The sequence below is a fragment of the Blastococcus sp. DSM 46786 genome (assembly GCF_900109665.1).
GTDB classification, from domain to species: domain Bacteria; phylum Actinomycetota; class Actinomycetes; order Mycobacteriales; family Geodermatophilaceae; genus Blastococcus; species Blastococcus carthaginiensis.
On the sequence record NZ_FOAO01000005.1, the window covers coordinates 100,823 to 121,594 of the forward strand.

At 74.6% G+C, this 20,772-nt stretch carries 26 protein-coding genes; 24 read left to right on the top strand and 2 right to left on the bottom strand.

Features of this window, described 5'->3' with window-relative positions:
* Positions 1–27 precede the first annotated feature (27 nt).
* From BMW62_RS22495 to BMW62_RS22500, 12 genes are all read left to right on the top strand, one after another.
* Entirely contained in the window at positions 28–1,554 is a 1,527-nt protein-coding gene (locus BMW62_RS22495) for a helix-turn-helix domain-containing protein (protein WP_091929988.1), read from the top strand.
* A 36-nt stretch (positions 1,555–1,590) separates the two neighbouring features.
* Positions 1,591–2,178, top strand: coding sequence for a pyridoxal-dependent decarboxylase (locus BMW62_RS06250; RefSeq protein ID WP_091929989.1), 588 nt, complete (start codon positions 1,591–1,593; stop codon positions 2,176–2,178).
* A 136-nt stretch (positions 2,179–2,314) separates the two neighbouring features.
* Positions 2,315–3,535, top strand: a complete 1,221-nt coding sequence (locus tag BMW62_RS06255) for a CpaF family protein (protein WP_244523871.1) — start codon at positions 2,315–2,317, stop codon at positions 3,533–3,535.
* 13 nt (positions 3,536–3,548) lie between these two features.
* Entirely contained in the window at positions 3,549–4,412 is an 864-nt protein-coding gene (locus BMW62_RS06260) for a type II secretion system F family protein (protein WP_091929991.1), read from the top strand.
* A 13-nt stretch (positions 4,413–4,425) separates the two neighbouring features.
* Complete coding sequence (locus tag BMW62_RS06265) at positions 4,426–5,367, top strand: type II secretion system F family protein (RefSeq protein ID WP_091929992.1); 942 nt, start codon at positions 4,426–4,428, stop codon at positions 5,365–5,367.
* A 29-nt stretch (positions 5,368–5,396) separates the two neighbouring features.
* Positions 5,397–5,603, top strand: coding sequence for a hypothetical protein (locus BMW62_RS06270; protein ID WP_091929993.1), 207 nt, complete (start codon positions 5,397–5,399; stop codon positions 5,601–5,603).
* Positions 5,593–6,006, top strand: a complete 414-nt coding sequence (locus BMW62_RS06275) for a TadE family protein (protein WP_244523872.1) — start codon at positions 5,593–5,595, stop codon at positions 6,004–6,006. Before BMW62_RS06270 ends, BMW62_RS06275 begins: the two co-directional genes overlap by 11 nt.
* Positions 6,003–6,470, top strand: a complete 468-nt coding sequence (locus BMW62_RS06280; protein WP_091929994.1) for a hypothetical protein — start codon at positions 6,003–6,005, stop codon at positions 6,468–6,470. Before BMW62_RS06275 ends, BMW62_RS06280 begins: the two co-directional genes overlap by 4 nt.
* Positions 6,471–6,532: 62 nt before the next feature.
* Positions 6,533–6,655, top strand: a complete 123-nt coding sequence (locus tag BMW62_RS23415; RefSeq protein WP_280138619.1) for a hypothetical protein — start codon at positions 6,533–6,535, stop codon at positions 6,653–6,655.
* A gap of 166 nt (positions 6,656–6,821) precedes the next feature.
* On the top strand, positions 6,822–7,025 hold the full coding sequence (locus BMW62_RS06290; RefSeq protein WP_091929995.1) for a hypothetical protein: 204 nt from the start codon (positions 6,822–6,824) through the stop codon (positions 7,023–7,025).
* Between the two features lie 241 nt (positions 7,026–7,266).
* Entirely contained in the window at positions 7,267–7,719 is a 453-nt protein-coding gene (locus BMW62_RS06295) for a hypothetical protein (protein ID WP_091929996.1), read from the top strand.
* Entirely contained in the window at positions 7,716–8,762 is a 1,047-nt protein-coding gene (locus BMW62_RS22500; protein WP_170852227.1) for a hypothetical protein, read from the top strand. The genes BMW62_RS06295 and BMW62_RS22500 overlap by 4 nt, the downstream gene beginning before the upstream one ends.
* Positions 8,763–8,783: 21 nt before the next feature.
* On the opposite strand, the gene BMW62_RS06305 is transcribed toward BMW62_RS22500, so the two are convergent.
* On the bottom strand, positions 8,784–9,020 hold the full coding sequence (locus tag BMW62_RS06305) for a hypothetical protein (RefSeq protein WP_091929997.1): 237 nt from the start codon (positions 9,018–9,020) through the stop codon (positions 8,784–8,786).
* 67 nt (positions 9,021–9,087) lie between these two features.
* Between BMW62_RS06305 and cutA the strand changes: the two genes are divergently transcribed.
* The 3 genes from cutA to BMW62_RS06320 all read left to right on the top strand — a co-directional run bounded on the left by cutA (position 9,088) and on the right by BMW62_RS06320 (position 12,607).
* On the top strand, positions 9,088–9,414 hold the full coding sequence (cutA, locus tag BMW62_RS06310; RefSeq protein ID WP_091929998.1) for a divalent-cation tolerance protein CutA: 327 nt from the start codon (positions 9,088–9,090) through the stop codon (positions 9,412–9,414).
* Positions 9,415–9,536: 122 nt separating this feature from the next.
* A complete protein-coding gene (locus BMW62_RS06315; protein ID WP_091929999.1) occupies positions 9,537–11,294 on the top strand; it encodes a putative bifunctional diguanylate cyclase/phosphodiesterase in 1,758 nt (585 codons plus the stop codon).
* Positions 11,295–11,578: 284 nt separating this feature from the next.
* Complete coding sequence (locus BMW62_RS06320; RefSeq protein WP_091930000.1) at positions 11,579–12,607, top strand: lipase family alpha/beta hydrolase; 1,029 nt, start codon at positions 11,579–11,581, stop codon at positions 12,605–12,607.
* Positions 12,608–12,627: 20 nt separating this feature from the next.
* Here the strand turns inward: BMW62_RS06320 and BMW62_RS06325 are convergent, their stop codons facing one another.
* Positions 12,628–12,918: a DUF6343 family protein gene (locus BMW62_RS06325; protein WP_091930001.1), complete on the bottom strand. Its 291-nt coding sequence runs from the start codon at positions 12,916–12,918 to the stop codon at positions 12,628–12,630.
* Positions 12,919–12,964: 46 nt separating this feature from the next.
* On the opposite strand from BMW62_RS06325, the gene prfB reads away from it, so the two are divergent.
* The 9 genes from prfB to BMW62_RS06370 all read left to right on the top strand — a co-directional run bounded on the left by prfB (position 12,965) and on the right by BMW62_RS06370 (position 20,699).
* Positions 12,965–14,077 (top strand): peptide chain release factor 2, encoded by a 1,113-nt coding sequence (gene prfB / locus BMW62_RS06330; RefSeq protein WP_091930002.1) that lies wholly within the window; start codon positions 12,965–12,967, stop codon positions 14,075–14,077.
* Between the two features lie 183 nt (positions 14,078–14,260).
* The gene (ftsE, locus tag BMW62_RS06335; protein WP_091930003.1) at positions 14,261–14,950 is read left to right on the top strand and encodes a cell division ATP-binding protein FtsE; all 690 of its coding nucleotides are present in this window, start codon (positions 14,261–14,263) and stop codon (positions 14,948–14,950) included.
* Positions 14,951–15,007: 57 nt separating this feature from the next.
* The gene (ftsX, locus tag BMW62_RS06340; protein WP_091930004.1) at positions 15,008–15,892 is read left to right on the top strand and encodes a permease-like cell division protein FtsX; all 885 of its coding nucleotides are present in this window, start codon (positions 15,008–15,010) and stop codon (positions 15,890–15,892) included.
* A 142-nt stretch (positions 15,893–16,034) separates the two neighbouring features.
* On the top strand, positions 16,035–16,511 hold the full coding sequence (smpB, locus tag BMW62_RS06345; RefSeq protein ID WP_091930005.1) for an SsrA-binding protein SmpB: 477 nt from the start codon (positions 16,035–16,037) through the stop codon (positions 16,509–16,511).
* A gap of 66 nt (positions 16,512–16,577) precedes the next feature.
* The gene (locus BMW62_RS06350; RefSeq protein ID WP_091930006.1) at positions 16,578–17,498 is read left to right on the top strand and encodes an NADP-dependent oxidoreductase; all 921 of its coding nucleotides are present in this window, start codon (positions 16,578–16,580) and stop codon (positions 17,496–17,498) included.
* Positions 17,498–18,391, top strand: coding sequence for an amidohydrolase family protein (locus tag BMW62_RS06355; RefSeq protein WP_091930007.1), 894 nt, complete (start codon positions 17,498–17,500; stop codon positions 18,389–18,391). Before BMW62_RS06350 ends, BMW62_RS06355 begins: the two co-directional genes overlap by 1 nt.
* On the top strand, positions 18,388–18,768 hold the full coding sequence (locus tag BMW62_RS06360) for a VOC family protein (RefSeq protein WP_091930008.1): 381 nt from the start codon (positions 18,388–18,390) through the stop codon (positions 18,766–18,768). The genes BMW62_RS06355 and BMW62_RS06360 overlap by 4 nt, the downstream gene beginning before the upstream one ends.
* A 44-nt stretch (positions 18,769–18,812) precedes the next feature.
* Positions 18,813–19,811: a GNAT family N-acetyltransferase gene (locus BMW62_RS06365; RefSeq protein WP_170852236.1), complete on the top strand. Its 999-nt coding sequence runs from the start codon at positions 18,813–18,815 to the stop codon at positions 19,809–19,811.
* 9 nt (positions 19,812–19,820) lie between these two features.
* Complete coding sequence (locus BMW62_RS06370) at positions 19,821–20,699, top strand: SCO6745 family protein (RefSeq protein ID WP_091930010.1); 879 nt, start codon at positions 19,821–19,823, stop codon at positions 20,697–20,699.
* The last annotated feature ends 73 nt before the right edge of the window (positions 20,700–20,772 follow it).

Consider the following 20,772-nt stretch of genomic DNA (forward strand, 5'->3'; position numbering starts at 1 on the left):
ACGACAGAACGTCGGGAGGTGTCGCTCATGGGCCTGACGCTGCAGGGGTTCCTCGACCTGCCGTCGGTCCGCGACGCCCGGCTGGAGGAGGCCGTCGCGCCCGGTGCGCCGGACCTCGCCGTCCGGTGGGTGCACTCGAGCGAGATCTACGAGATCGGTCCGCTGCTGTCGTGCGGCGACCTGCTGCTGACCACGGGACTCGGCCTGGCCGGCGTGGACGCCGGGGCGCGCCGGCACTGGGTGCGCGAGCTGGCCGCGCGCCGGGTCGCGGGGGTGGCGGTGGAGCTGGGCAGGTCGCTGCCCGACCTGCCGGCGGAGGTGCGCGACGAGGCCGCGCGGCAAGGCCTGCCCCTGTACGTCCTGCGGCAGGTGGTGCCGTTCATCCGGATCTGCGAGGAGGCCAACGGCGCGATCCTGCATGCCGACGCGCCGAGGTTGCGGATGGTCGACCGGGTGCTGGGCGAGGTGCACGCCGCGCTCGCGGCGGGCGGCGGGACGCCGGAGGTCGTGTCCTGCGCGGCCGCCGCGACCGGCGGGCCGGCGGCGCTGGTCACCCGGTCCGGGCAGCTGGTCGCCGCCGCCGGTGTCGGCGGGCAGCGGGCGGCCGAGCGGCTGCTGCGCCGCCCCGCGGCCTCGGCGCCGGTGCGGCTCTGGGACGTCGAGTGGGGGGCGGTGCTGCTCGGGACGGGTCCGGGCACCGACCCGGCGGGGCTGCAGCTGCTCGCCGCCCGCCTGGCGAGCGTGGCGGCGGTCGCCGTCGGCCAGTCCGGCGCCGGGTCACCCGGCGCGGTCGCGGCGCCGCTGCTGTCCGACCTGCTCGCCGACGCCGTCCCGGGCACCCGCGAGCTGCTGGTGCGGGCCGGGCTGGCCGGCTTCCATCCCTCACCGGAGGCGCGAGTGCTGGGGATCGCCGCGTCCGCGCCCGACCCGCGGCAGGTGCTGGCGTCCTGGGCGCACCTGGCCGTGTCGGCCGGCCTCGAGCTGCTGGCCGACCGGGTCCGGGGCGAGGCGCTGGGGCTGGTCGCCGTGCCGGCCGCGGCGAACCGGCCGGATCCGGCGGGTTGGCTGGCCGCAGCGCTGCCCGAGGACAACGCGGTCACCACCGTGGGGCCCGTGGTGCCGCTGGCCGAGGCGGGTCACTCGCTGCGCGAGGCGCACGACGCGCTGCCCATCGCGACCCTGCTCGGCCGGGGTTCCGTCGTCACCCGCGACCTCACCCTCCTGCGGCTTCTGGGCCGGCTCGACGACCGGGCGCTCACCCGGATCGTCGAGGACGCACTCACGCCGCTCACCGCCTGGGACGCTGCCTACGGCAGCGACCTCGTGCGCACCCTGGCGGTGCACCTGCGGTACGGCGGCAGCAGGACGCGGACCGCCGAGGCGCTGCACGTGCAGCGGCAGTCGCTCTACCAGCGGCTGGCCCGCATCGAGGCGCTGCTGGGGCGGCCGGTCGACGATCCGACGTCGCACGAGCACCTCGTCGTCGCCACCAGCGCCGTGTCGCTGCTCGACGCCCGGGCTCGGCAGAGCGCGGGCGTCCGCCGCAGGCGTTGAGTGAAGGGACTGCCCACGGGCCCCGGAGAGGCCAGGATGGCGCCCGGCGGCGGGCCCGGGACCGGGCGGCGGGTGGACGGTGCGCTGCCCGAGGACGGCGGCGGCCTGGACGGCGTCGTCGAGGAGCTGGCCGCCCTCGCGGCCGACGGCTGCCGCATCGGCGACCCGGGGTTCACCGACTACATCACCACCAGCGGGACGACGTCGGCGGTGGCTGCGGCAGTCGTGACGGCCGCCGCCGGGGGACAGCGCTACTTCTTGCACGCCTTCAACGCGCTGGAGCACGCGGCGCTGCGCTGGCTGGCCGACCTCTGCGAGGTGTCGGCGTCGTGGCAGGGGGTCTTCACCAGCGGCGGGTCGACGGCGAACCTCGTCGCGCTGGGCGCCGCCCGCCAGTGGGCCTACGAGCAGGTGGGGGCCGACGTCGGGGCGGACGGCGTCCCGGGCGGGCGGCCCGGGCGGATCTACGTCTCGGTGGAGGCACACCGGACGGTCCACCGGTCGGGGGCGGTGCCCGGGCTCGGCCGGGCAGCGTCCGCGAGCTGCCGGTCGACCACCGTCGGCCTGTTCGGCTTCCTGCTGCCGCAGGTCCAGGTGCGCCGCCTGGCCAACAAGACGCGGTAGGTCACCCGGCCGGGTGCTCATCTCCCCGATCGGGCCCTGCTCTGTCCACAGATCGCCTGACGTCACCCCATCGGACTGATCCGTTTCCCTACAGTCCCGGGCGATTCGACTGCTCGCGGTTCGACGGGGGATGGGCGTGCCGACTGCTCTGGACGTCGTGGACGGTGAGGTCCGCGAGCTGATCCGCCGGCGTGGGCTGGACCCGTTCACAGATCCGGGCCCGGTGCGGCTGCTGGTGCGCGACGTCGTCGCCGACTACTCCGAGCGGTCGCTGACCTCGGCGCTGCCGCCGATCGGCGACGTCGACGCCGTGGTGCGGGACGTGCTGGACCGGGTGGCCGGGTTCGGGCCGCTGCAGCGCTACCTGGACGACCCGGAGGTCGAGGAGATCTGGGTCAACGAACCCGGCCGGGTGTTCGTCGCCCGGCGGGGCCGCAGCGAGCTGACGACGACGATCCTGGCGCCCGGTGAGCTGGCCGACCTGGTGGAGCGGATGCTGCGCACCTCGGGTCGACGGATCGACATGTCGACCCCGTTCGTCGATGCGATGATGCCCGACGGCTCCCGGCTGCACGTGGTCATCCCCGACATCACCCGCCGCCACATGGCGGTCAACATCCGCAAGTTCGTGCTGCAGGCCCACTCGCTGGACGAGTTAGTCGCGCTGGGCACGCTGACCGCGCAGGCCGCCCGCTTCCTCGAGGCCGCCGTCGCCTCCGGGCTCAACATCCTGGTCTCCGGTGGCACGCAGGCCGGCAAGACGACGCTGCTCAACTGCCTCTGCGCCGCCGTCCCGGCCCGGGAGCGGGTGATCACCTGCGAGGAGGTCTTCGAGCTGCGGGTGCCGCTGCCCGACGTCGTCTCGATGCAGACCCGCCAGCCCAACCTCGAGGGCGCCGGGGAGATCCCGCTGCGCCGGCTGGTGAAGGAGGCGCTGCGCATGCGGCCCTCCCGCATCGTCGTCGGCGAGGTGCGCCAGGAGGAGTGCCTGGACCTGCTCATCGCGCTGAACTCCGGGCTTCCCGGCATGTGCACGCTGCATGCCAACAGCGCCCGCGAGGCCGTGGTGAAGATGTGCACGCTGCCGCTGCTGGCCGGCGAGAACATCGGGACGTCGTTCGTCGTCCCCACCGTCGCCTCGAGCGTCGACCTGGTCGTGCACGCGGGCACCGACGCCGACGGCCGGCGCCGGGTGCGCGAGATCGTGGCGCTGCCCGGCCGGGCCGAGGACGGGGTGATCGAGACCGCCGACGTCTTCACCAGCCGGGACGGTCGCCTGGTCCGGGCCGACGGCTACCCGCCGCACCCCGAGCGGTTCGCCGCCGCCGGTTTCGACCTCGCCGGCCTGCTGGCATGACCGGGCAGTTGAGATGACACAGTCCGGCGCGCTGCTGGGGCTGCTGCTCGGGGTCGGCCTGCTGCTGATCTGGCGCAGCGGGTCCCGCGTGCCCAAGCCGCGCACCGAACCGCGCCGGCCCGGGCGCCGGCAGGAGCTCTTGGCTGCCGCCGGGCTCACCGGCATCAACGGCGCCCAGTTGCTCGCCCTGCAGATCGGGCTGGGCCTGCTGGCCACCGTCGTCGTCCTGGTCAGCACCGGCACGGTGACCGTCAGCCTCGCGTTCGGCCTCTTCGGCTTCCTGCTCCCGCACGTGCAGGTGCGCCGGCTGGCCGGCAAGCGCCGCGCCGACCTGCGGGAGGTGTGGCCCGAGGTCGTCGACAACCTCGCCTCGGCCGTGCGCGCCGGCCTGTCGCTGCCCGAGGCGCTGGCGGCGCTCTCCACCCGCGGGCCCGAGGTGCTGCGGCCGCCGTTCGCCCGGTTCGCCGCGGAGTACCGCTCCAGCGGCCGGTTCGGGCCGTGCCTGGACCGGCTCAAGGACGACCTCGCCGACCCGGTCGGCGACCGCATCGTGGAGACGCTGCGGGTGGCCCGCGAGGTCGGCGGCACCGACCTCGGCCGCGTGCTGCGGACCCTCTCGACCTTCCTGCGCGAGGACGCCCGGGCGCGGGCGGAGCTGGAGACCCGGCAGGGCTGGGTGGTCTCGGCCGCGCGCCTGGCCGTCGCCGCACCGTGGGCCGTGCTCCTGCTGCTGGCCACCCAGTCGACGACGCTGGCCGCCTACGACTCGGCGATGGGCACGGTGATCCTGCTCGGCGGCGGGGCGGTGTGCCTGGTGGCCTACCGGCTGATGCTGCGGATCGGGCGGCTGCCCGAGGACGTGCGGGTGCTGCAGTGAGCGGGGTGCTCCGGTGAGCGCCGCCGTCGTGGGCATGCTGCTCGGCCTGTTGGCCGCGACCGGGCTGGTCCTCGTGCTGGCCTACGCGCCGCCGTTCCGGTCGGTGCGCCTGGTCGACCGGCTGGCGCCCTACGTGCACGACACCCCGCCGCCCTCCCGGCTGCTCGGCACCGCGACCGAGCCCGGCCTGCTCACCGCGGTGCGCCGCATCGCCGGCCCGTCGATCAGCAACGGCGCCCGGGTGGTCGACCGCCTCATCGGCGGCCGGGCCGCGGTGCGCCGCCGGCTGGACGCCCTCGGCGGAGAGCTCACGGTCGAGGACTTCCGCATCGAGCAGGTCGTCTGGGGTGGGCTCGGGCTGCTCGCGACGGCGCTCGTCGTGACGGTCGGCTCGGTGGCCGCCGGCGACCTCGACGTGCTCTCGGCCGGGTTGTTCTGCGTCGCGGGCCTGGTCGGCGGGGTGCTCGGCCGCGACTGGTGGCTCACTCAGCAGGTCAACCGGCGCGAGGAGCTGCTGCTCGCCGAGTTCCCGGTGGTCGCCGAGCTGCTGGCGCTCGCGGTGACCGCGGGGGAGAGCCCCACCGCCGCGATCGCCCGGGTCACCCGGCTCTCCGGTGGCGAGCTGGCCCGCGAGCTGGCCGCGGCGCTGGGCCGGGCACGGGCGGGCGTACCGCTGACCGACGCACTGCAGCAGGTCGCCGACCGGACGTCGCTGGAGCCGCTGGCCCGCTTCATCGACGGGCTGCTCGTGGCCATCGAACGCGGCACCCCGCTGGCCGAGGTGCTGCGCGCCCAGGCCGCCGACGTCCGGGAGGCCGGCAAGCGCCGGCTGCTCGAGGCCGGCGGGCGGAAGGAGATCGCCATGATGGTGCCGGTCGTCTTCCTGGTGCTGCCGGTCACCGTTCTCTTCGCCCTGTTCCCGGGGTTGATCAGCATCGTCTCGCTGTCGCAGTGAGCAGCGGGCGAACGACAGGAAGGACGACGATGCGCGCACTCGCGTACCTCGACGCGGCGCTCACCTCGCTGGCGGCCCGCCTCCGGGGGGAGGACCCGGAGCGCGGCGACGTGCCCGGCTGGGTGATGGTGACGGTGATGACCGCAGCCCTGGTGCTGGGGATCCTGACGGTGTTCCAGGAGGCCGTCGTCACGGCGGTGCAGAACGCGCTGAACTCCGTCACCGGTGCCGGCTGAGCAGGAGGCCCGGGCGCGGGACGACGAGCGGGGCAGCGCCGTCGTCGACTTCGTCATGGTCTCGATGCTGATCATGGCGCTGCTGCTGGCGGTGCTGCAGGTGGCGGTCTACGTGCACGTGCGCAACGTCGTCACGGCCGGCGCCCAGGAGGGTGCGCGGTACGCCGCCAACGCCGACGTCGACTCATCGGCGGGGGCCGGGCGCACGGTCGAGATCGTCGCCCGGGCCACGTCGGAGCAGACCGCGCGGGGGCTGGCGTGCACCTCGGGGGAGGAGCTCGACACCTCCGGCGCGACGCTGGTCGTGGTGCGCTGCTCGGGCTCGGTGCCCGCGCTGCTGGCGGTGCTGGGCAACCTGCTGCCGCTGGAGGTCACCGGCCGGGCGATGAAGGAGGCCGCGTGAGGTGGCTGCGCCGCCGGCTGGGCATGCTCGCCGGTGAGCGCGGGTCGGCGCTGGTGGAGTTCGTGTTCATCGCGCTGGTGGTGTTCGTGCCGCTGGTCTACGTCATCGCGGGGTTCTCGGCGGTGCAGCGCGGGGTGTTCGCCTCGCAGGCCGCGGCGCGGGAGGCCGGGCGGGCGATGGGCACCGCCCCGGACCCGGTGACCGGGCACGAGTGGGCGCTGCGGGCCGCGCAGCTGGCGGTGGAGGACCAGTCGGTGGACCTGGCCGACCTGCGGGTGACCTACGCGCCCGCGGGTGCGGACTGCGACGCCGCAGGGGGCTACTCGCCGGCGCTGCTGCCCGGGGAGGAGTTCTCCGTCTGCGTGACCGTCACCGTGCGCATCCCGCTGCTGCCGGAGTTCGTGGACGCCAACACCGCCACCGGCCAGTTCGTCGTCGAGCGCGACCGCTACGTCGACCGCTGACCGCACGCTCGGAACGGGCGCGCGCACGGCGGCACGTAGCGCAGCGGTGGGAGATCGACGAGATGGACTGGCTGATCGAGGGCATCCGGGCCAACGGCGAGGCGGAGATGCCCGAGGAGGCCAGGCAGCGCCCGATCCCCGAGTTGCCGGCCGAGGCGCTGCGGGACTGCCCTCCGGCGGGCTGACGACCTGAGCGCCTGGCCGCCGGGCTGCGGTGGGGCGCTCCGGCCTCGCGGACGGGGACTCTCGACCCTCGTGCGCGGGTCCTGTCGGGAGCAGCCTGGGAGCGGGTCCGGAGAGGACCCGTCCGGGCGCCGGCCGGCGCCCGTCGGTCCTGCACAGGGAGCGGTCATGAGCGTCCACGCACACCACCCCGGCGTCGTCCCGCCGTCCGCCGCCCAGGAGCCGCCGGCGGCCGAGCGCCCCGTGGAGAAGCAGGCGGCGGAGGACCACGCGTGGCTGCTCGGCCTCGGGGTGCTCGCCGCGGTGGTGCTGGTCTTCACCGCCATGGTGGTGCTCACGATGCTCGCCGGCGGGGACGGCTACGTGCGGTGAGCCACCGCCGCTGACCCCGCCCCAGCGCGACGGTGATTCCCGTATCCCGTGGCGGCCGCGGCGGGCCGGCCGCACGCCGGGTCGGGGATCTGGCCGACGGCTCCGGTGCCGCTGGGCAGGGCGGCGCCCGTCGCCCGGAGAGCGGGGCGTGGTCACGGACGGTCAGGTCGTGCGCACCAGGTTCGCCCGGTCGGGTGGACCAGCTCCCTCGTGACAGGAGCGAGCCCCTACGTTGAGCGACGTGTTCGCCGGCAGATCCGTGTCCGTGGGTCTGCTCGCCGTCCTCCTCTGCCTGGCCGCCTGCGACTCGGACGCGGCGCCGGCCCCGGCCGCCGGGGCGCCGGGTGCGCTCCCCGGCTACCAACCCCCGGCGGGGGCGCCCGACCTCTGCGCGGGCGTCGCCGGGTCCCGGCACTTCGTCGACATCCCCCTGGCCATGGGGCAGCTCGCCTCCGGCGTCGCCGTGGTGGACGGGCGGCGCCACCTCGCCGCGGCCCGGGGCGAGCTGCGAGGGCTGGTCGACGACATGCCCGTCGACGAGGACCCGGAGCTGCGCGCGGCGGCCGACCGGGTGCTGACCGCGCTGCTCGCGGTCCTCGACCCACCGCTCACCGAGGAGGTCCGGACGGCGGTGCTGGCGAGCATCGACGACTTCGTCGCGCGGCTGCAGTCGACCTGCCGGTTCCCGGCGTGAGGCGGCTCGCCGGGAGCGCACTCGCGCTCGCCGTCTGCGCGGGCGTGCTCGGCACCCCCTCGGTCGCGACCGCGGCGCCCGCCCCGGGGCTGTGCACCCCGGACCCTGCAGGCGGTGCGGTGCCGGCCGACTTCGTGCTCGACGCCTGCGTGGAGGCCGGTGGGATCGTGCTGCGCAACTCCCTCGCCGTCCCGGTCACCGTGCGCCGGAGCGGCGACGTCGGTGCACCGGAGCGGCGCGACGCCGCCGACGATGCCACCGCGGCCGTCCTGCGCCGCCTGCCGGGCGCGTTCGTGCTCGCGCCCGGGGACGTCGCGCGGTGGCCGCGGGGCGCCGGTGCGGGCGAACTCGTCGTGGGCCCGCTCGCCCCGGTCGCCCCGGTCGTGTCCGCGCTCCGGTCGCTGCTCCCGCGCCTCGGCGAGGACGAGGCGGCCGCCCAGCAGGTCCTGGTCGAGCTCTCCGTCGACATCGGTGCCGCCGTCACCGCGCGTATCGCGTGCAGCGAGGGGAAGAGCGTCATCGAGCGGGTCGCCTGCGACCTGCACGCCGCGGACGCCATCGCCCGCGCCGTCGCCGGTGGGATCCCCGGGGACGCCGTGCGGGCCGTCACCGAGCAGGTGCTGCAGCCGGCGCGGTGGGACACCTGGGCGTCGGCGGCCGAGGAGGCGCGGGCGGCCGTCGACCGCGGGCAGCAGCAGCTGAGCCACGGCGTGGCCCCGCCACCGCCGCCTCCGGCGGCTCCCGCACCGGCCCCTGCACCGGCTCCCGCACCGGCGCCGAACCGGGCCCCGGCACCCGCGCCCGTCCCGGCCCCCATCCCGGCCCCCATCCCGGCCCCCATCCCGGCCCCCGTCCCGGCACCGGCGCCAGTCCCTGTGCCGGTGCCCGTGCCCGTGCCGCCCCCGGTGCCGCCGGCGGCCGACCCGCGGGAGGAGTTCCGGCGCTGGCTGCAGGAGCTCGCCGAGGAGGTCGACCGGTTCCGCGACGGCGCACGCGAGTGGCGCGAGCAGCACGGGCACCGCGGAGGCGGCCGGGACGGCTGACCGGCCCGGCCGGTCGTGCGGTCAGGCGCCCCGTTCCACCTCGGCCTGCACCACGCCCCGCACCGCGCGCAGCAGCGATTCGTCGGACGTGTCGCCGTTCGCGAGGGCGGTGCGGGCCTGGTCGTCCAGCAGGCTCCCGTCCACCGACTCGAGCCAGGTCACGTCACTCCCGACGCGGCGCCCGACCCGCAGGCCCTCGCCCGCGGGGGTCACCACGTAGTCGTCGCCGTCCAGCTGGATCGTCATCTCGTCGCTCATGCCGGTCCCCCTACCCCCGTCGCCCCCGGTTCCACGCAGGGCGGCGCGCCACGGGCAGGATCCGGGCATGGACGAGGAGTTCTGCGAGGTCGTGGTCACCGCCGCGGACGCCGACTGGCTGGCCGGCTGCACCCGCACGCTGGTCGAGGAGCGCCTGGCCGCCTGCGGGCAGCACATCGCCCCGATCCGGTCGGTGTACCGCTGGCAGGGGGCGGTGCACGACGAGCCCGAGGCGCGCGTGGCCCTGCACACCCGCCGGGACCTGCTGCCCCGGATCGTGGCGCGCACCCACGAGCTGCACCCCTACGAGGTGCCGTGCGTCATCGCCCTCCCGCTGGTCGGTGGCAACCCCGACTACCTGCGGTGGATCGACGAGGAGACGCGGCGGCCCTGACCGGCCGGTTGCCGGTCCCCCCTTCCCGGGTACTGCGGCGCGATCGGCTCGACCCGCGCACCCTTCCTGCCGATGCAGACGGGGAACGGCGGACGGTGCCCCGCGACGCGGCGGAGGGGGATGTGACGACGACACCTGGCGAGCGCGAGCTGCCCCTGGACGTGCGCCGCAGCACGGGCTCCTCGGGCCGGGACGCCGCCCTCGTGGAGGCGGTGCTCGACGCCCTCGCGTCGCCCACCGTGCTCCTCGACCCGGCCGGCCGCGTCGTCCTGGCCAACTCGGCGTGGACCGCAGCGGGGGTGGAGCGGCAGGCGCCGATCCTCCCGGGTGCGGACTACCACGCGCTGGCCCTGGCGCTCCGGGACGACGAGGACGCCCGCCGGCTGGTGGGGGAGCTGCGGGAACTGGCCGACGGCGAGCGCACCGAGGTGTCGGTCGACCGCTCCGTACCGGACCCCACGGGTGCGGCCACGAGCTGGTTCCACGTGCAGGGCTCGCGCATCGACCAGGTGGGGCACGTCGTCGTCACCCACGTCGACATCACCGCTCGCGTGCTGGCCGAGAAGGCCTCCGCCTGGCAGGCCCGCCACGACTCGCTCACCGAGCTGCCCAACCGCAGCCACCTGCACGAGCTCATCGACGCCGAGCTGCGCCGCCCCGGCCGCCCCGCCGTCGCCGTGCTGTTCCTCGACGTCGACGGCTTCAAGGACGTCAACGACTCCCTCGGCCACGAGGTGGGCGACGAGCTGCTGCGCCAGCTGGCGGGGCGGCTGCTCGCCGTCACCCGCGGCCAGGACACCGTGGGGCGGCTCGGCGGCGACGAGTTCGTCGTCCTCTCCCGCGACTGCGAGGCCGACGGCGCCGAGCTGCTGGCGCAGCGCTGCCAGGCCACCTTCGAGCAGCCCTTCGACCTCGGCGGCCGGACGCACCGGCTGAGCGCCAGCATCGGCATCGCCGCGGTCCCGGCCGGCTCACCCGCCGAGGTGCGCTCGACGGATCTCGTCCGGGACGCCGACCTGGCGATGTACGCGGCCAAGGCCGCCGGGCGCAACCGGGTGCGGGTGTTCAGCCCCGAGCTGCGGGACAGCGTGCAGCGCAAGGTGCAGCTCGCCTCGGAACTGCGGGACGCCATCGCCGACGGCGGGCTCACGCTGCACTACCAGCCGGTCGTCGAGGTGGCGACGGGGCGCGTCACCGGCGTCGAGGCCCTCGTGCGCTGGCAGCACCCCGAGCGCGGGTGGATCGGGCCGTGCGAGTTCGTGCCGGTGGCCGAGCAGCACGACCTGGTCATCCCGCTGACCCGCTGGGTGCTCGGCGAGGCCTGCCGGCAGACCGCGGCGTGGCGTGACGACGGCGTCCTCGTCGTCACCGGGGTCAACATCAGCGCCGTCCACCTGGTGACGGGCACGCTCGTCGACGACGTCCTCACCGCCCTGCAGGGCGCCGGCCTGGACCCCCGCCAGCTGGTGGTGGAGCTGACCGAGACCAGCGCCGCCGAGGACCCGGCCCGGGCGGCGCAGCAGTTCCGGCGGCTGCGCGAGCTGGGCGTGGAGTCCTGGATCGACGATTTCGGCAGCGGCTTCTCCTCGCTGGGCCGGCTGGTCGCCATCCCCGCGGGCGTGCTGAAGATCGACCGCAGCCTCGTCACCGGTGCCGACGGGCCCGCCGGTGCCGCGATCGCCGCGGTGGTCGGGCTCGCCCACGGGTGCGGCATGCGCAGCCTGGCCGAAGGCGTGGAGACGGCCGCGCAGCTGCGGCGGGTCGTCGACCTGGGCTGTTCGTACGCCCAGGGATTCCACCTCGGCCGGCCGGTGCCGGCCGAGGAGTTCCTCGGGTGGATGCGCGCCAACGGCGGGCGGCTGGACCTCTCCGCCGGCTGAGGCGTCAGCAGGGGCGCGCTCGGCCGGGGGAAGTCCCCGCCCGTCATGGATGACCGCCGGTTCCGGGTCGGGATCGCCCGGCAGGGGGTCGCTGCACCATGTCCGCTCGCGGGTCGAGCCGGGCCAGGGAACGTCGAGCCGCGTGGGAACGCGGCTGGACGTTCCCTGGAGCGGCCAGAGGTGTCCCACCTCCCTGTGGCACCGACCACAACCCTCCGGGCGCCCGCTCGTTGTGCCCGGCGAGCGAGCGCGCGAGGGCGCGCCCCGGCCCGAGGAGACGCCCGATGCAGAGGTCCCGGCTGCTGACCGCACTGACCGCCGCGCTGGCCGCCGTCGTGCTGACCGGTGGCGCCGCCACGGCCGCGCCGGCCCCGACGACGGGGGAGTACGCCCCGCTGGACCAGCGCGGCCCGGCGCTCTCGGTTCCGCAGACCGACCTGCGGGCGAGCCTCACCTGCAACGGCTCCCTGCGCGGGCTGCGGCAGGACCCGATCCTGCTCGTGCCCGGCACCACGATGGATCCCTACGTCGGGTTCGGCTGGAACTACATGCGGGCCTTCGACCAGCGCGGGTGGCGCTGGTGCGCGGTGACCCTGCCCTTCGACGCCACCGGCGACATCCAGGTGGCCGGTGAGCACCTCGTGCACGCCATCCGGACGATGAGCCAGCAGGCGCGGCGCGACGTCGACGTCGTCGGCTGGAGCCAGGGCGGGATGGTGCCGCGCTGGGCGCTGCGCTTCTGGCCGGACACCCGGGATCTCGTCGACGACCTCGTGGGCCTCTCCCCGTCCAACCACGGCACGGTGCTGGCCGACGCGTCCTGCGGCACCGGCCCGTGCACGCCGGCCAACCACCAGCAGGCCTCGCAGTCGGAGTTCCTGCGCGCGCTCAACAGCGGGGCAGAGACCTTCGCCGGCGTCGACTACACCGTCGCCTACACCGCCGCCGACGAGATCGTCGTCCCGAACACCCCGCCGGTGGCCAGTTCGGCGCTGCGCACCGGTGCCGGCCGGATCGCCAACATCGCCACCCAGGAGGTGTGCCCGGCCAACGCGGCCGACCACTTCGCCATCGGCAGCTACGACCCGGTCGGCTACGCGATCGTGGTCGATGCGCTCACCCACGACGGGCCGGCCGAGCGCGGCCGCATCCCGCTCACCACGTGCGCCCAGGTGTTCCAGCCCGGCGTGGACCCGGCGACCTTCGCGGCCGACCACGCCGCCTTCGTCGGGTACGCCGTCGACAGCGAGGGCGACGCGCCGGAGGTCGACGACGAGCCGGCGCTCGCGCCGTACGTGCGCGCCCGCCGCTGAGCCGGCGCCCGGGCTCGCTGTCAGCCCGGTTCGCCGCGCGCCTTGCGCCGCAGCACCACCACCAGGTCGACCGCCGCGACGACGGCGAGCACCAGCAGGACGATCCCGGGCCAGGTGGGCAGGTCGGCCACGGCCAGCCAGCCCAGCCCGGCGAGCAGGCAGAAGACGAGGCCGAAGCCGGCCAGCACCGCGCGCAGGGTGAGCGCCGAGCGGGCCGGGCGAGCCCCGCCGATGCCGGCCGTGGGGTCGTGGTGGTCGGGCAGGCCGCGCGCGTAGTCCTCCCGCGAGCGGGGTCGGTCAGGTTCGCTCATGGCACGCCTGCCTACCCGCGGCGGGGGCGCACTACCCTGGGTCGACGTGGCCGCTGACTTCTCCGTCGTCCTGGACGAACTCGACACGACCCTGACGTCGATCGAGGCCGTCCTCGACGTCGACCGACTCCGCCGCGAGGTGGCCGAGCTCGAGCAGCAGGCCGCCGCACCGGACCTCTGGGACGACGTCGAGGCCGCGCAGGCGCTGACCTCCAAGCTCTCCTACATGCAGGGCGACGTGCGCCGGGTCGAGGAGCTGCGGAGCCGGCTCGAGGACGTCGGGCTGCTGCACGAGATGGCCGCCGAGGAGAACGACGACGCCACGACCGCCGAGACCGAGCGGGAGCTGGAGAGCCTGCGCAAGGCCATCGACGAGCTCGAGGTGCGCACCCTGCTCTCCGGTGAGTACGACTCCCGCGAGGCGCTGGTGACGATCCGGTCCGAGGCCGGCGGCGTCGACGCGGCGGACTTCGCCGAGATGCTCATGCGGATGTACCTGCGCTGGGCCGAGCGCCACAAGTACCCGACCGAGGTGCTCGACATCAGCTACGCGGAGGAGGCCGGCATCAAGTCGGCCACCTTCTCGGTCAGGGTGCCCTACGCCTACGGCACCCTCTCGGTCGAGCAGGGCACCCACCGGCTGGTGCGCATCTCGCCGTTCGACAACCAGGGCCGCCGGCAGACCTCGTTCGCCGGCGTCGAGGTGCTGCCCGTCGTCGAGCAGACCGACCACGTCGACATCCCCGAGAACGAGATCCGGGTCGACGTCTTCCGCTCCTCGGGCCCCGGTGGGCAGAGCGTGAACACCACCGACTCCGCCGTCCGGATGACGCACATCCCCACCGGCATCGTGGTCTCCTGCCAGAACGAGAAGAGCCAGATCCAGAACCGCGCCGCGGCCCTGCGCGTCCTCCAGGCCCGGCTGCTCGTGGTCCGCCAGCAGGAGCAGAAGGCGGAGATGGACGCGCTCAAGGGCGAGGGCAGCAGCTGGGGCAACCAGATGCGTTCCTACGTGCTACACCCCTACCAGATGGTCAAGGACCTGCGCACCGAGCAGGAGACGGGCAACACGACCGCGGTGCTCGACGGCGACATCGACGCGTTCATCGAGGCCGGCATCCGGTGGCGCCGTCAGCAGGAGGCCGTGCCGTCGTCCTGACCCGGCCTGTCTCCTGAGCCGGCGTGCCTCGCTGATCGGGGCATCCGGACCCGTCGTCCCCGTCACAGGAAACTGACAGTTCCTGGGTTTGACGAGGCCAGCGGGGCGGGCAAGACGACGTGCTGCGCGCGTTCCTCCCGGAACGGCGCATCCTGGGTCGCGGGGCAGGTACCGTGGCCCCTCGTGATCGAACTGCAACACGTCACCAAGCTGTACCCGGCCAGCGGCCGGCCTGCCCTCGACGACGTCTCCACGGAGATCGAGAAGGGCGAGTTCGTCTTCCTCATCGGGTCGTCGGGGTCGGGCAAGTCGACCTTCCTGCGGCTGCTGCTGAAGGAGGAGGACCCGACGTCGGGCACGATCACGGTGAACGGTCAGACGCTGGGCACGCTCAGCAAGTGGAAGGTGCCCAAGCTCCGCCGCACCATGGGCTGCGTCTTCCAGGACTTCCGCCTGCTGCGCAACCGCACGGTGGCGCAGAACGTCGCGTTCGCCCTCGAGGTCATCAACAAGCCGCACCGCACCATCAAGCGGGTCGTCCCCGAGGTGCTGGAGATGGTCGGGCTCGAGGGGAAGGCCAACCGGCTGCCCGGTGAGCTCTCCGGTGGTGAGCAGCAGCGGGTCGCGATCGCCCGCGCGTTCGTCAACCGGCCGCTGGTGCTCCTGGCCGACGAGCCGACCGGCAACCTCGACCCGGAGACCAGCGAGGGCATCATGCTGCTGCTCGAGCGGATCAACCGGACCGGCACCACGGTGCTGATGGCGACGCACGACTACCACATCGTCGACTCCATGCGGCGCCGCGTCATCGAGCTCAACGGGGGAGTCCTCACCCGCGACCAGTCGCGCGGTGTCTACGGCGTGGGCCGCTAGCAGCGCCCGCCGCACCACCGCCGACCGCGTCCGAACGCACTCCACGACAGGGAATCCATGCGCGTCAACTTCGTGCTCTCCGAGGTGGCCACCGGGCTTCGTCGCAACCTGACCATGACGGTCGCGATGATCCTGACGACGGCCATCTCGCTCGGCCTCATGGGCACCGGCCTGCTCATCGCCGGGATGATCTCCGAGATGAAGGAGATCTACTACGACAAGGTGCAGGTCTCCATCTTCCTCGCCGACGACGTCACCGACGAGCAGCGGCAGGCGATCCAGGGCGAGCTCGAGTCCTCCGAGGAGGTCGCGAGCTTCCTCTACGAGTCGCGCGAGGAGGCCTACGCGCGCTTCCAGCAGCAGTTCAGCCAGCAGCCGGAGCTGGTGGCGAACACCCCGCCGGACGCGCTCCCGGAGAGCTTCCGCGTCGAGCTGGTCAACCCCGAGCGCTACGAGGTCATCGCCGCGCAGTTCCCGAACGGCGAGAACGGTGTCGACCAGGTGCGCGACGAGGGCGAGTTCCTCGACCGGCTGTTCAGCCTGCTCAACGGCGCGCGCAACGCGACCATCGCCGTCGCGGTGGTGCAGGCGCTGGCGGCCCTGCTGCTGATCTCCAACACCATCCAGCTCGCGGCGTTCAACCGGCGCAACGAGACGAACATCATGCGGCTGGTCGGCGCCTCCCGCTGGTACACCCAGCTGCCGTTCATCCTCGAGGCGGCGATCGCCGGTCTCGTCGGTGGCCTGCTCGCCGCGGGCGGCCTGATCCTCACCAAGGTGCTGTTCATCGACCGCACGCTCTCCGGCCCGATCCGGGCGGGGATCATCCCGCAGGTCGAGTGGGACGCGATCATCACCAACAGCGTGATCGTCTCGGGGGTGGGCGTCGCCCTGGCCGGCATCGCCGCCTACGTGACGCTGCGGCTCTACGTCCGCATGTAGCCCTGGGCGGTCTGGCCGTCTCGACCGGTCCGCCGGCACGCCGAGTGCGACGAACTCGTGGTCATCGAGCGCTGATGGCCACCAGTTCGTCGCACTCGCGATCCGCGGGGAGGGGCGCGCGCCGCCCGGTAGCCTGGTGCCCATGCCGCGGGAACAGGGGCGCAAGTTCATCGCCCAGAACAAGAAGGCGCGGCACGACTACTCGATCCTCGACACCTACGAGGTGGGCCTGGTGCTCACCGGCACCGAGGTGAAGAGCCTGCGGGCCGGCCGTGCCTCGCTCGTCGACGGGTTCGCCTCGATCGACGACGGCGAGGTGTGGCTGCAGCACGTGCACATCCCCGAGTACACGCAGGGCACCTGGACCAATCACGCCCCGCGCCGCAAGCGCAAGGTGCTCATGCACCGCGAGGAGATCGACAAGCTGATGGGCAAGACCCGCGAGGGCGGCCTGACGCTGGTCCCGCTGGACCTGTACTTCAAGGACGGCAAGGTCAAGGCCACCCTCGCCCTCGCCAAGGGCAAGAAGTCCTACGACAAGCGGCACGACCTCGCCGAGCGCGATTCCCGCCGGGAGATCCAGAAGGCGTTCGGCCGCTACGTGAAGGGCCGTCGCTGAACCTCGCCTGAACGGCGTCCGGGGACGGGCATGCGGCGCTGACGGCGGCGCGCATACGGTGAGCCCATGAGAGGCATCGCCTACGACCGGTTCGGCGGGGTCGACGTGCTGCGGCTGCGGGACGACCTGCCCGAGCCGCCCGTCGGCCCCGACACGGTGCTGGTGCGCACCCGCGCCGCGGGCGTCAACCCGGTCGACATCGGCATCCGCGAGGGCGGGCTGGCCGCGTTCTTCCCGCACCACTTCCCGATCGTGCCGGGCTGGGACCTCGCCGGCGTCGTGGAGTCCGTAGGCCCGGCCGTCGTCGACTTCGCCCCCGGCGACGAGGTGTTCGGCTACCTGCGCCGCGACGACGTCCAGTGGGGGACGGCGGCCGAGCTGGTGCCCGCCCCGCAGCGCTGCCTGGCGCACAAGCCGGGGTCGCTGTCGTTCACCGAGGCCGGGGGCGTGCCGCTGGCCGGGCTGACCGCCTACCAGGCGCTCACCGAGGCCCTCTCCGTCGGCGAGGGCGACCGGGTGCTGGTGCACCGTGCATCCGGCGGCGTCGGCTTCTTCGCCGTGCAGATCGCCGTCGCCCTCGGCGCGCACGTCATCGGCACCGCGAGCCCCCGCAACCACGGCTTCCTCGCCGAGGCCGGCTGCGCCGAGGTGCTCGACTACTCGGCCGGCCCGATCAGCGGGCAGCTCTCCGAGCCCGTCGACGCCGTCCTGGACCTCAACGGCGGGGACACGCTGGCCGACGCGCCGAAGCAGGTGCGTGACGTCTCCCGGATCGCCGGCGTGGTGGACCCCTCGGTCAACGGGATGGGCGGGCGCTACGTCTTCGTGCGCCCGGAGCGGCACGACCTGGAGGAGCTCGCCCGGATGGCCGACGCCGGCCAGCTGCGGGTCGCCGTCGCCAGGGCGTTCCCGCTGGAGCAGACCGCGCAGGCCCACGAGCTCGTCGCCGGTGGCCACGTGCGCGGCAAGGTCGTCGTCACCCTCTGATGACGGTCCAGCCACCCGTCGACGACGGCGACGTCCCGCGGTACTGGCGCGAGCTGGGGCTGCCCGGGCTGGTCGACGTGCACGTGCACGTCCTGCCCGAGCGGGTGCAGGCGAAGGTCTGGCAGTACTTCGAGGCGGCCGGCACGCACTACGGCGCGGAGTGGCCGGTGGCCTACCGGCTGCCCGAGGAGGAGCGGCTCGCGGTCCTGGAGCGGCTGGGGGTCCGCGCCTTCCCGACGCTGCCCTACCCGCACAAGCCGGGCATGGCCGCCTGGCTCAACGAATGGTCGGCCGGGTTCGCCGCGGGCCGCCCGCAGGTCCTGCAGTCGGCGACGTTCTTCCCCGAGCCGGGCGTCGCGGGCTACGTGGCCGAGGCGCTCGACCGCGGTGCCCGGGTGTTCAAGGTGCACGTGCAGGTCGGCGCCTTCGACCCGCGGCACCGGCTGCTCGACGACGTCTGGGCGCGGCTGGAGGAGACCGGCACACCGGTGGTCATCCACTGCGGCTCGGGACCGCTGGCCGGCGAGCACACCGGCCCGGCACCGATGAGCGGCCTGCTCGAGCGGTTCCCGCGGCTGCAGCTGGTGATCGCCCACCTGGGCATGCCCGAGTACCGGGAGTTCCTCGGCCTCGCCGAGCGCTACGAGCGGGTGCACCTGGACACCACCATGTTCGCCACCGACTTCACCGAGCGGCTGATGCCCTTCGACCGGGCCGACCTCCCGCGGCTGGCGGCGCTGCGCGACAAGGTGCTCCTCGGCAGCGACTTCCCGTCCATCCCGTACCCCTACGCCCACCAGCTCGCCGCGCTGCACCGGCTCGGGCTGGGGGAGGAGTGGATCCGCGCGGTCCTGTGGCGCAACGGCGCCCGGCTGTTCACGATCGAGGCGTGACCCCGAGCGCCCGGCTGACCGCGACCGTCCTCGGCACCCCGGACCCCCAGGGGCTGGCCCGCTTCTACCAGCGCCTGCTGGGCTGGCCGATCCGCGACGACGACCCGCAGTGGAGCACGCTGCGGCCCGAGGACGGCGGCCCCGGGTTGTCCTTCCAGCGGGAGGACGACCACGTCCCGCCGGTGTGGCCGCCCGAGCCCGGCACCCAGCAGATGCAGCTGCACCTCGACCTCCAGGTCGACGACCTGGACGCCGCCTCGGCGGTCGCGGAGGAGGCCGGTGCGCGCCGGGTCGGCGGGCACACCGACGCCGATGAGGACGTCCGTGTCTTCACCGACCCCGCCGGCCACCCGTTCTGCCTGTTCGTGCGGCTGTAGAAAACCGCTCGTCCCGTAGCGGGTGGCTGCCTACCCTCTGGACCGTGCCCGCGCTGCCCGCCGTCCCCGACGCCCTCACCGTCCGCCCGCTGAGCCCCGACGACGCCACGGCGGTGGCCGAGCTCCTGGGCGCGGCCGAGGCGCTCGACGACACGGGGGAGTTCCCCGACGCCGACGACATCGCCGAGGAGTGGACCGGCTGGGGCGTCGACCCCGCGCGCGACGGGGTCGCCGTCACCGGCGCGGACGGCGCGCTCGCCGCCTACGCGGTGGTCTCCGCCAGCCCCACCTTCCGCGGCTCCTACCGGATCCACCTCGACGGCCGGGTGCACCCCGACCGGCGCGACCGGGGCATCGGGACGGCGCTGCTGGGCTGGGAGCTCGCCCGCGGCACGGAGGTGCACGCCGAGCGGCACCCGGAGGCCCCCGCCCAGCTGGTGGTGGGCGTCACGGGCACCCAGCCGGGGCTGGAGCGGCTCGTCGAGCGCAGCGGGCTGACGGCCGAGCGCTGGTACCGCACCATGGAGCGGCCGCTCACCGACCTGCCGGAGGCCCGCCAGGTCCCGGGCGTGCAGGTCGTGCCGTTCTCCTGGGACCGCGACGACGAGGTGCGGCGCGCGCACAACGCGGCGTTCACCGAGCACCACGGGTCCAGCGAGCGCGACGCCGAGTCGTGGCAGCGGCTGTTCACCGGCAGCCGCGCCTTCCGCCCCGACCTCTCCGTGTTCGCGGTCGCCGACGGCGCCGTGGCCGGCTACCTCCTGGCCTACGTGTACGAGGCCGACACCCGGGCGCGCGGCTACCGGGAGGTGGTGCTCGGCCAGATCGGCGTGCTGCCCGGGGCCCGCGGCCGCGGCCTGGCATCGGCGATGATCGGCGAGAGCCTGCGCGCGGCCGCGGCGCAGGACTGCCGCACGGCCGCCCTCGACGTCGACAGCGACAACGTCACCGGGGCGCTGCGGCTCTACGAGAGCCTCGGCTTCGGCACCGTGCGGACCCGCGTGGCGTGGTCCCTGTCACTGCCGCCGGTGGCCGCTGGCTAGGGTGCGCCCATGGTCAGCGCCGAGCAGCCCGAGCCCGCCTTCGACCCCGCCCTCGTGGGCCGCGCCCACCGCGCGATCGACCCGCTGCACTCGCAGCTCTACTTCGCGCCGGAGCAGGACGAGCACCTCGGCGCCCTCGGGCTCCGCACGGGCCGGATGGTCTACTTCGCCGGCCGGGCGGCCGCCATGGGCGCCGTCGGCGCCGGCGTCGTGACGGCCACCTTCTACAACTTCGCCCCGTCGCTGGTGGCGCACATGATCCCGCGCGCCTGGACGCTGGCCACGCCCGAGCAGGTGCTCGCCGCCCGCCTGGACGCCGCACGCGCGTCGCTCACCCGGCTGCTCGGCGAGGAGGTCGCCGGATCGCCCGAGGTGGCCGAGCTCGCCGGGCTGCTGCGCGAGGCGTGCGCCGACCTCAGCGCGGAGGGCCGCCCGCTGTTCGCCGGGCACGCCGACCTGCCGTGGCCCGAGGAGCCGCTGCTGGCGCTGTGGCACGGCACCACCCTGCTGCGCGAGCACCGCGGGGACGGGCACGTCGCCGTCCTGGTGCACGCCGGGCTGACCGGGCTGGAGGCCCTGATCACCCACTGCGCGACCGGCCGCGGGTTCACCGTGCCCGCGGCCAAGGCGACCCGCGGGTGGAGCGACGAGCAGTGGGACGCCGCGTGCGCCGCGCTGGCCGAGCGCGGTCTGCTCGACGACGCCGGCCTGACCGAGGAGGGCGAGGAGCTGCGCGCCCGCATCGAGGTGCAGACCGATGCGCTCGCCGCGGATCCGTGGCTGCAGCTGGGGGCGGAGAGGACCACGCGGGTGGTCGAGCTCGGCAAGGGCCTGTCGCGCGTCATCACCGCCAACGGCGCCTTCGGCCAGGGCATCTTCGGTCGCTGACCCGGCCTTCCGACCCCCGCTTCGGCCACCCGTAGGGGCCCGCCGCGAGCCTGCGAGTGGTGGGGAGCGGGGG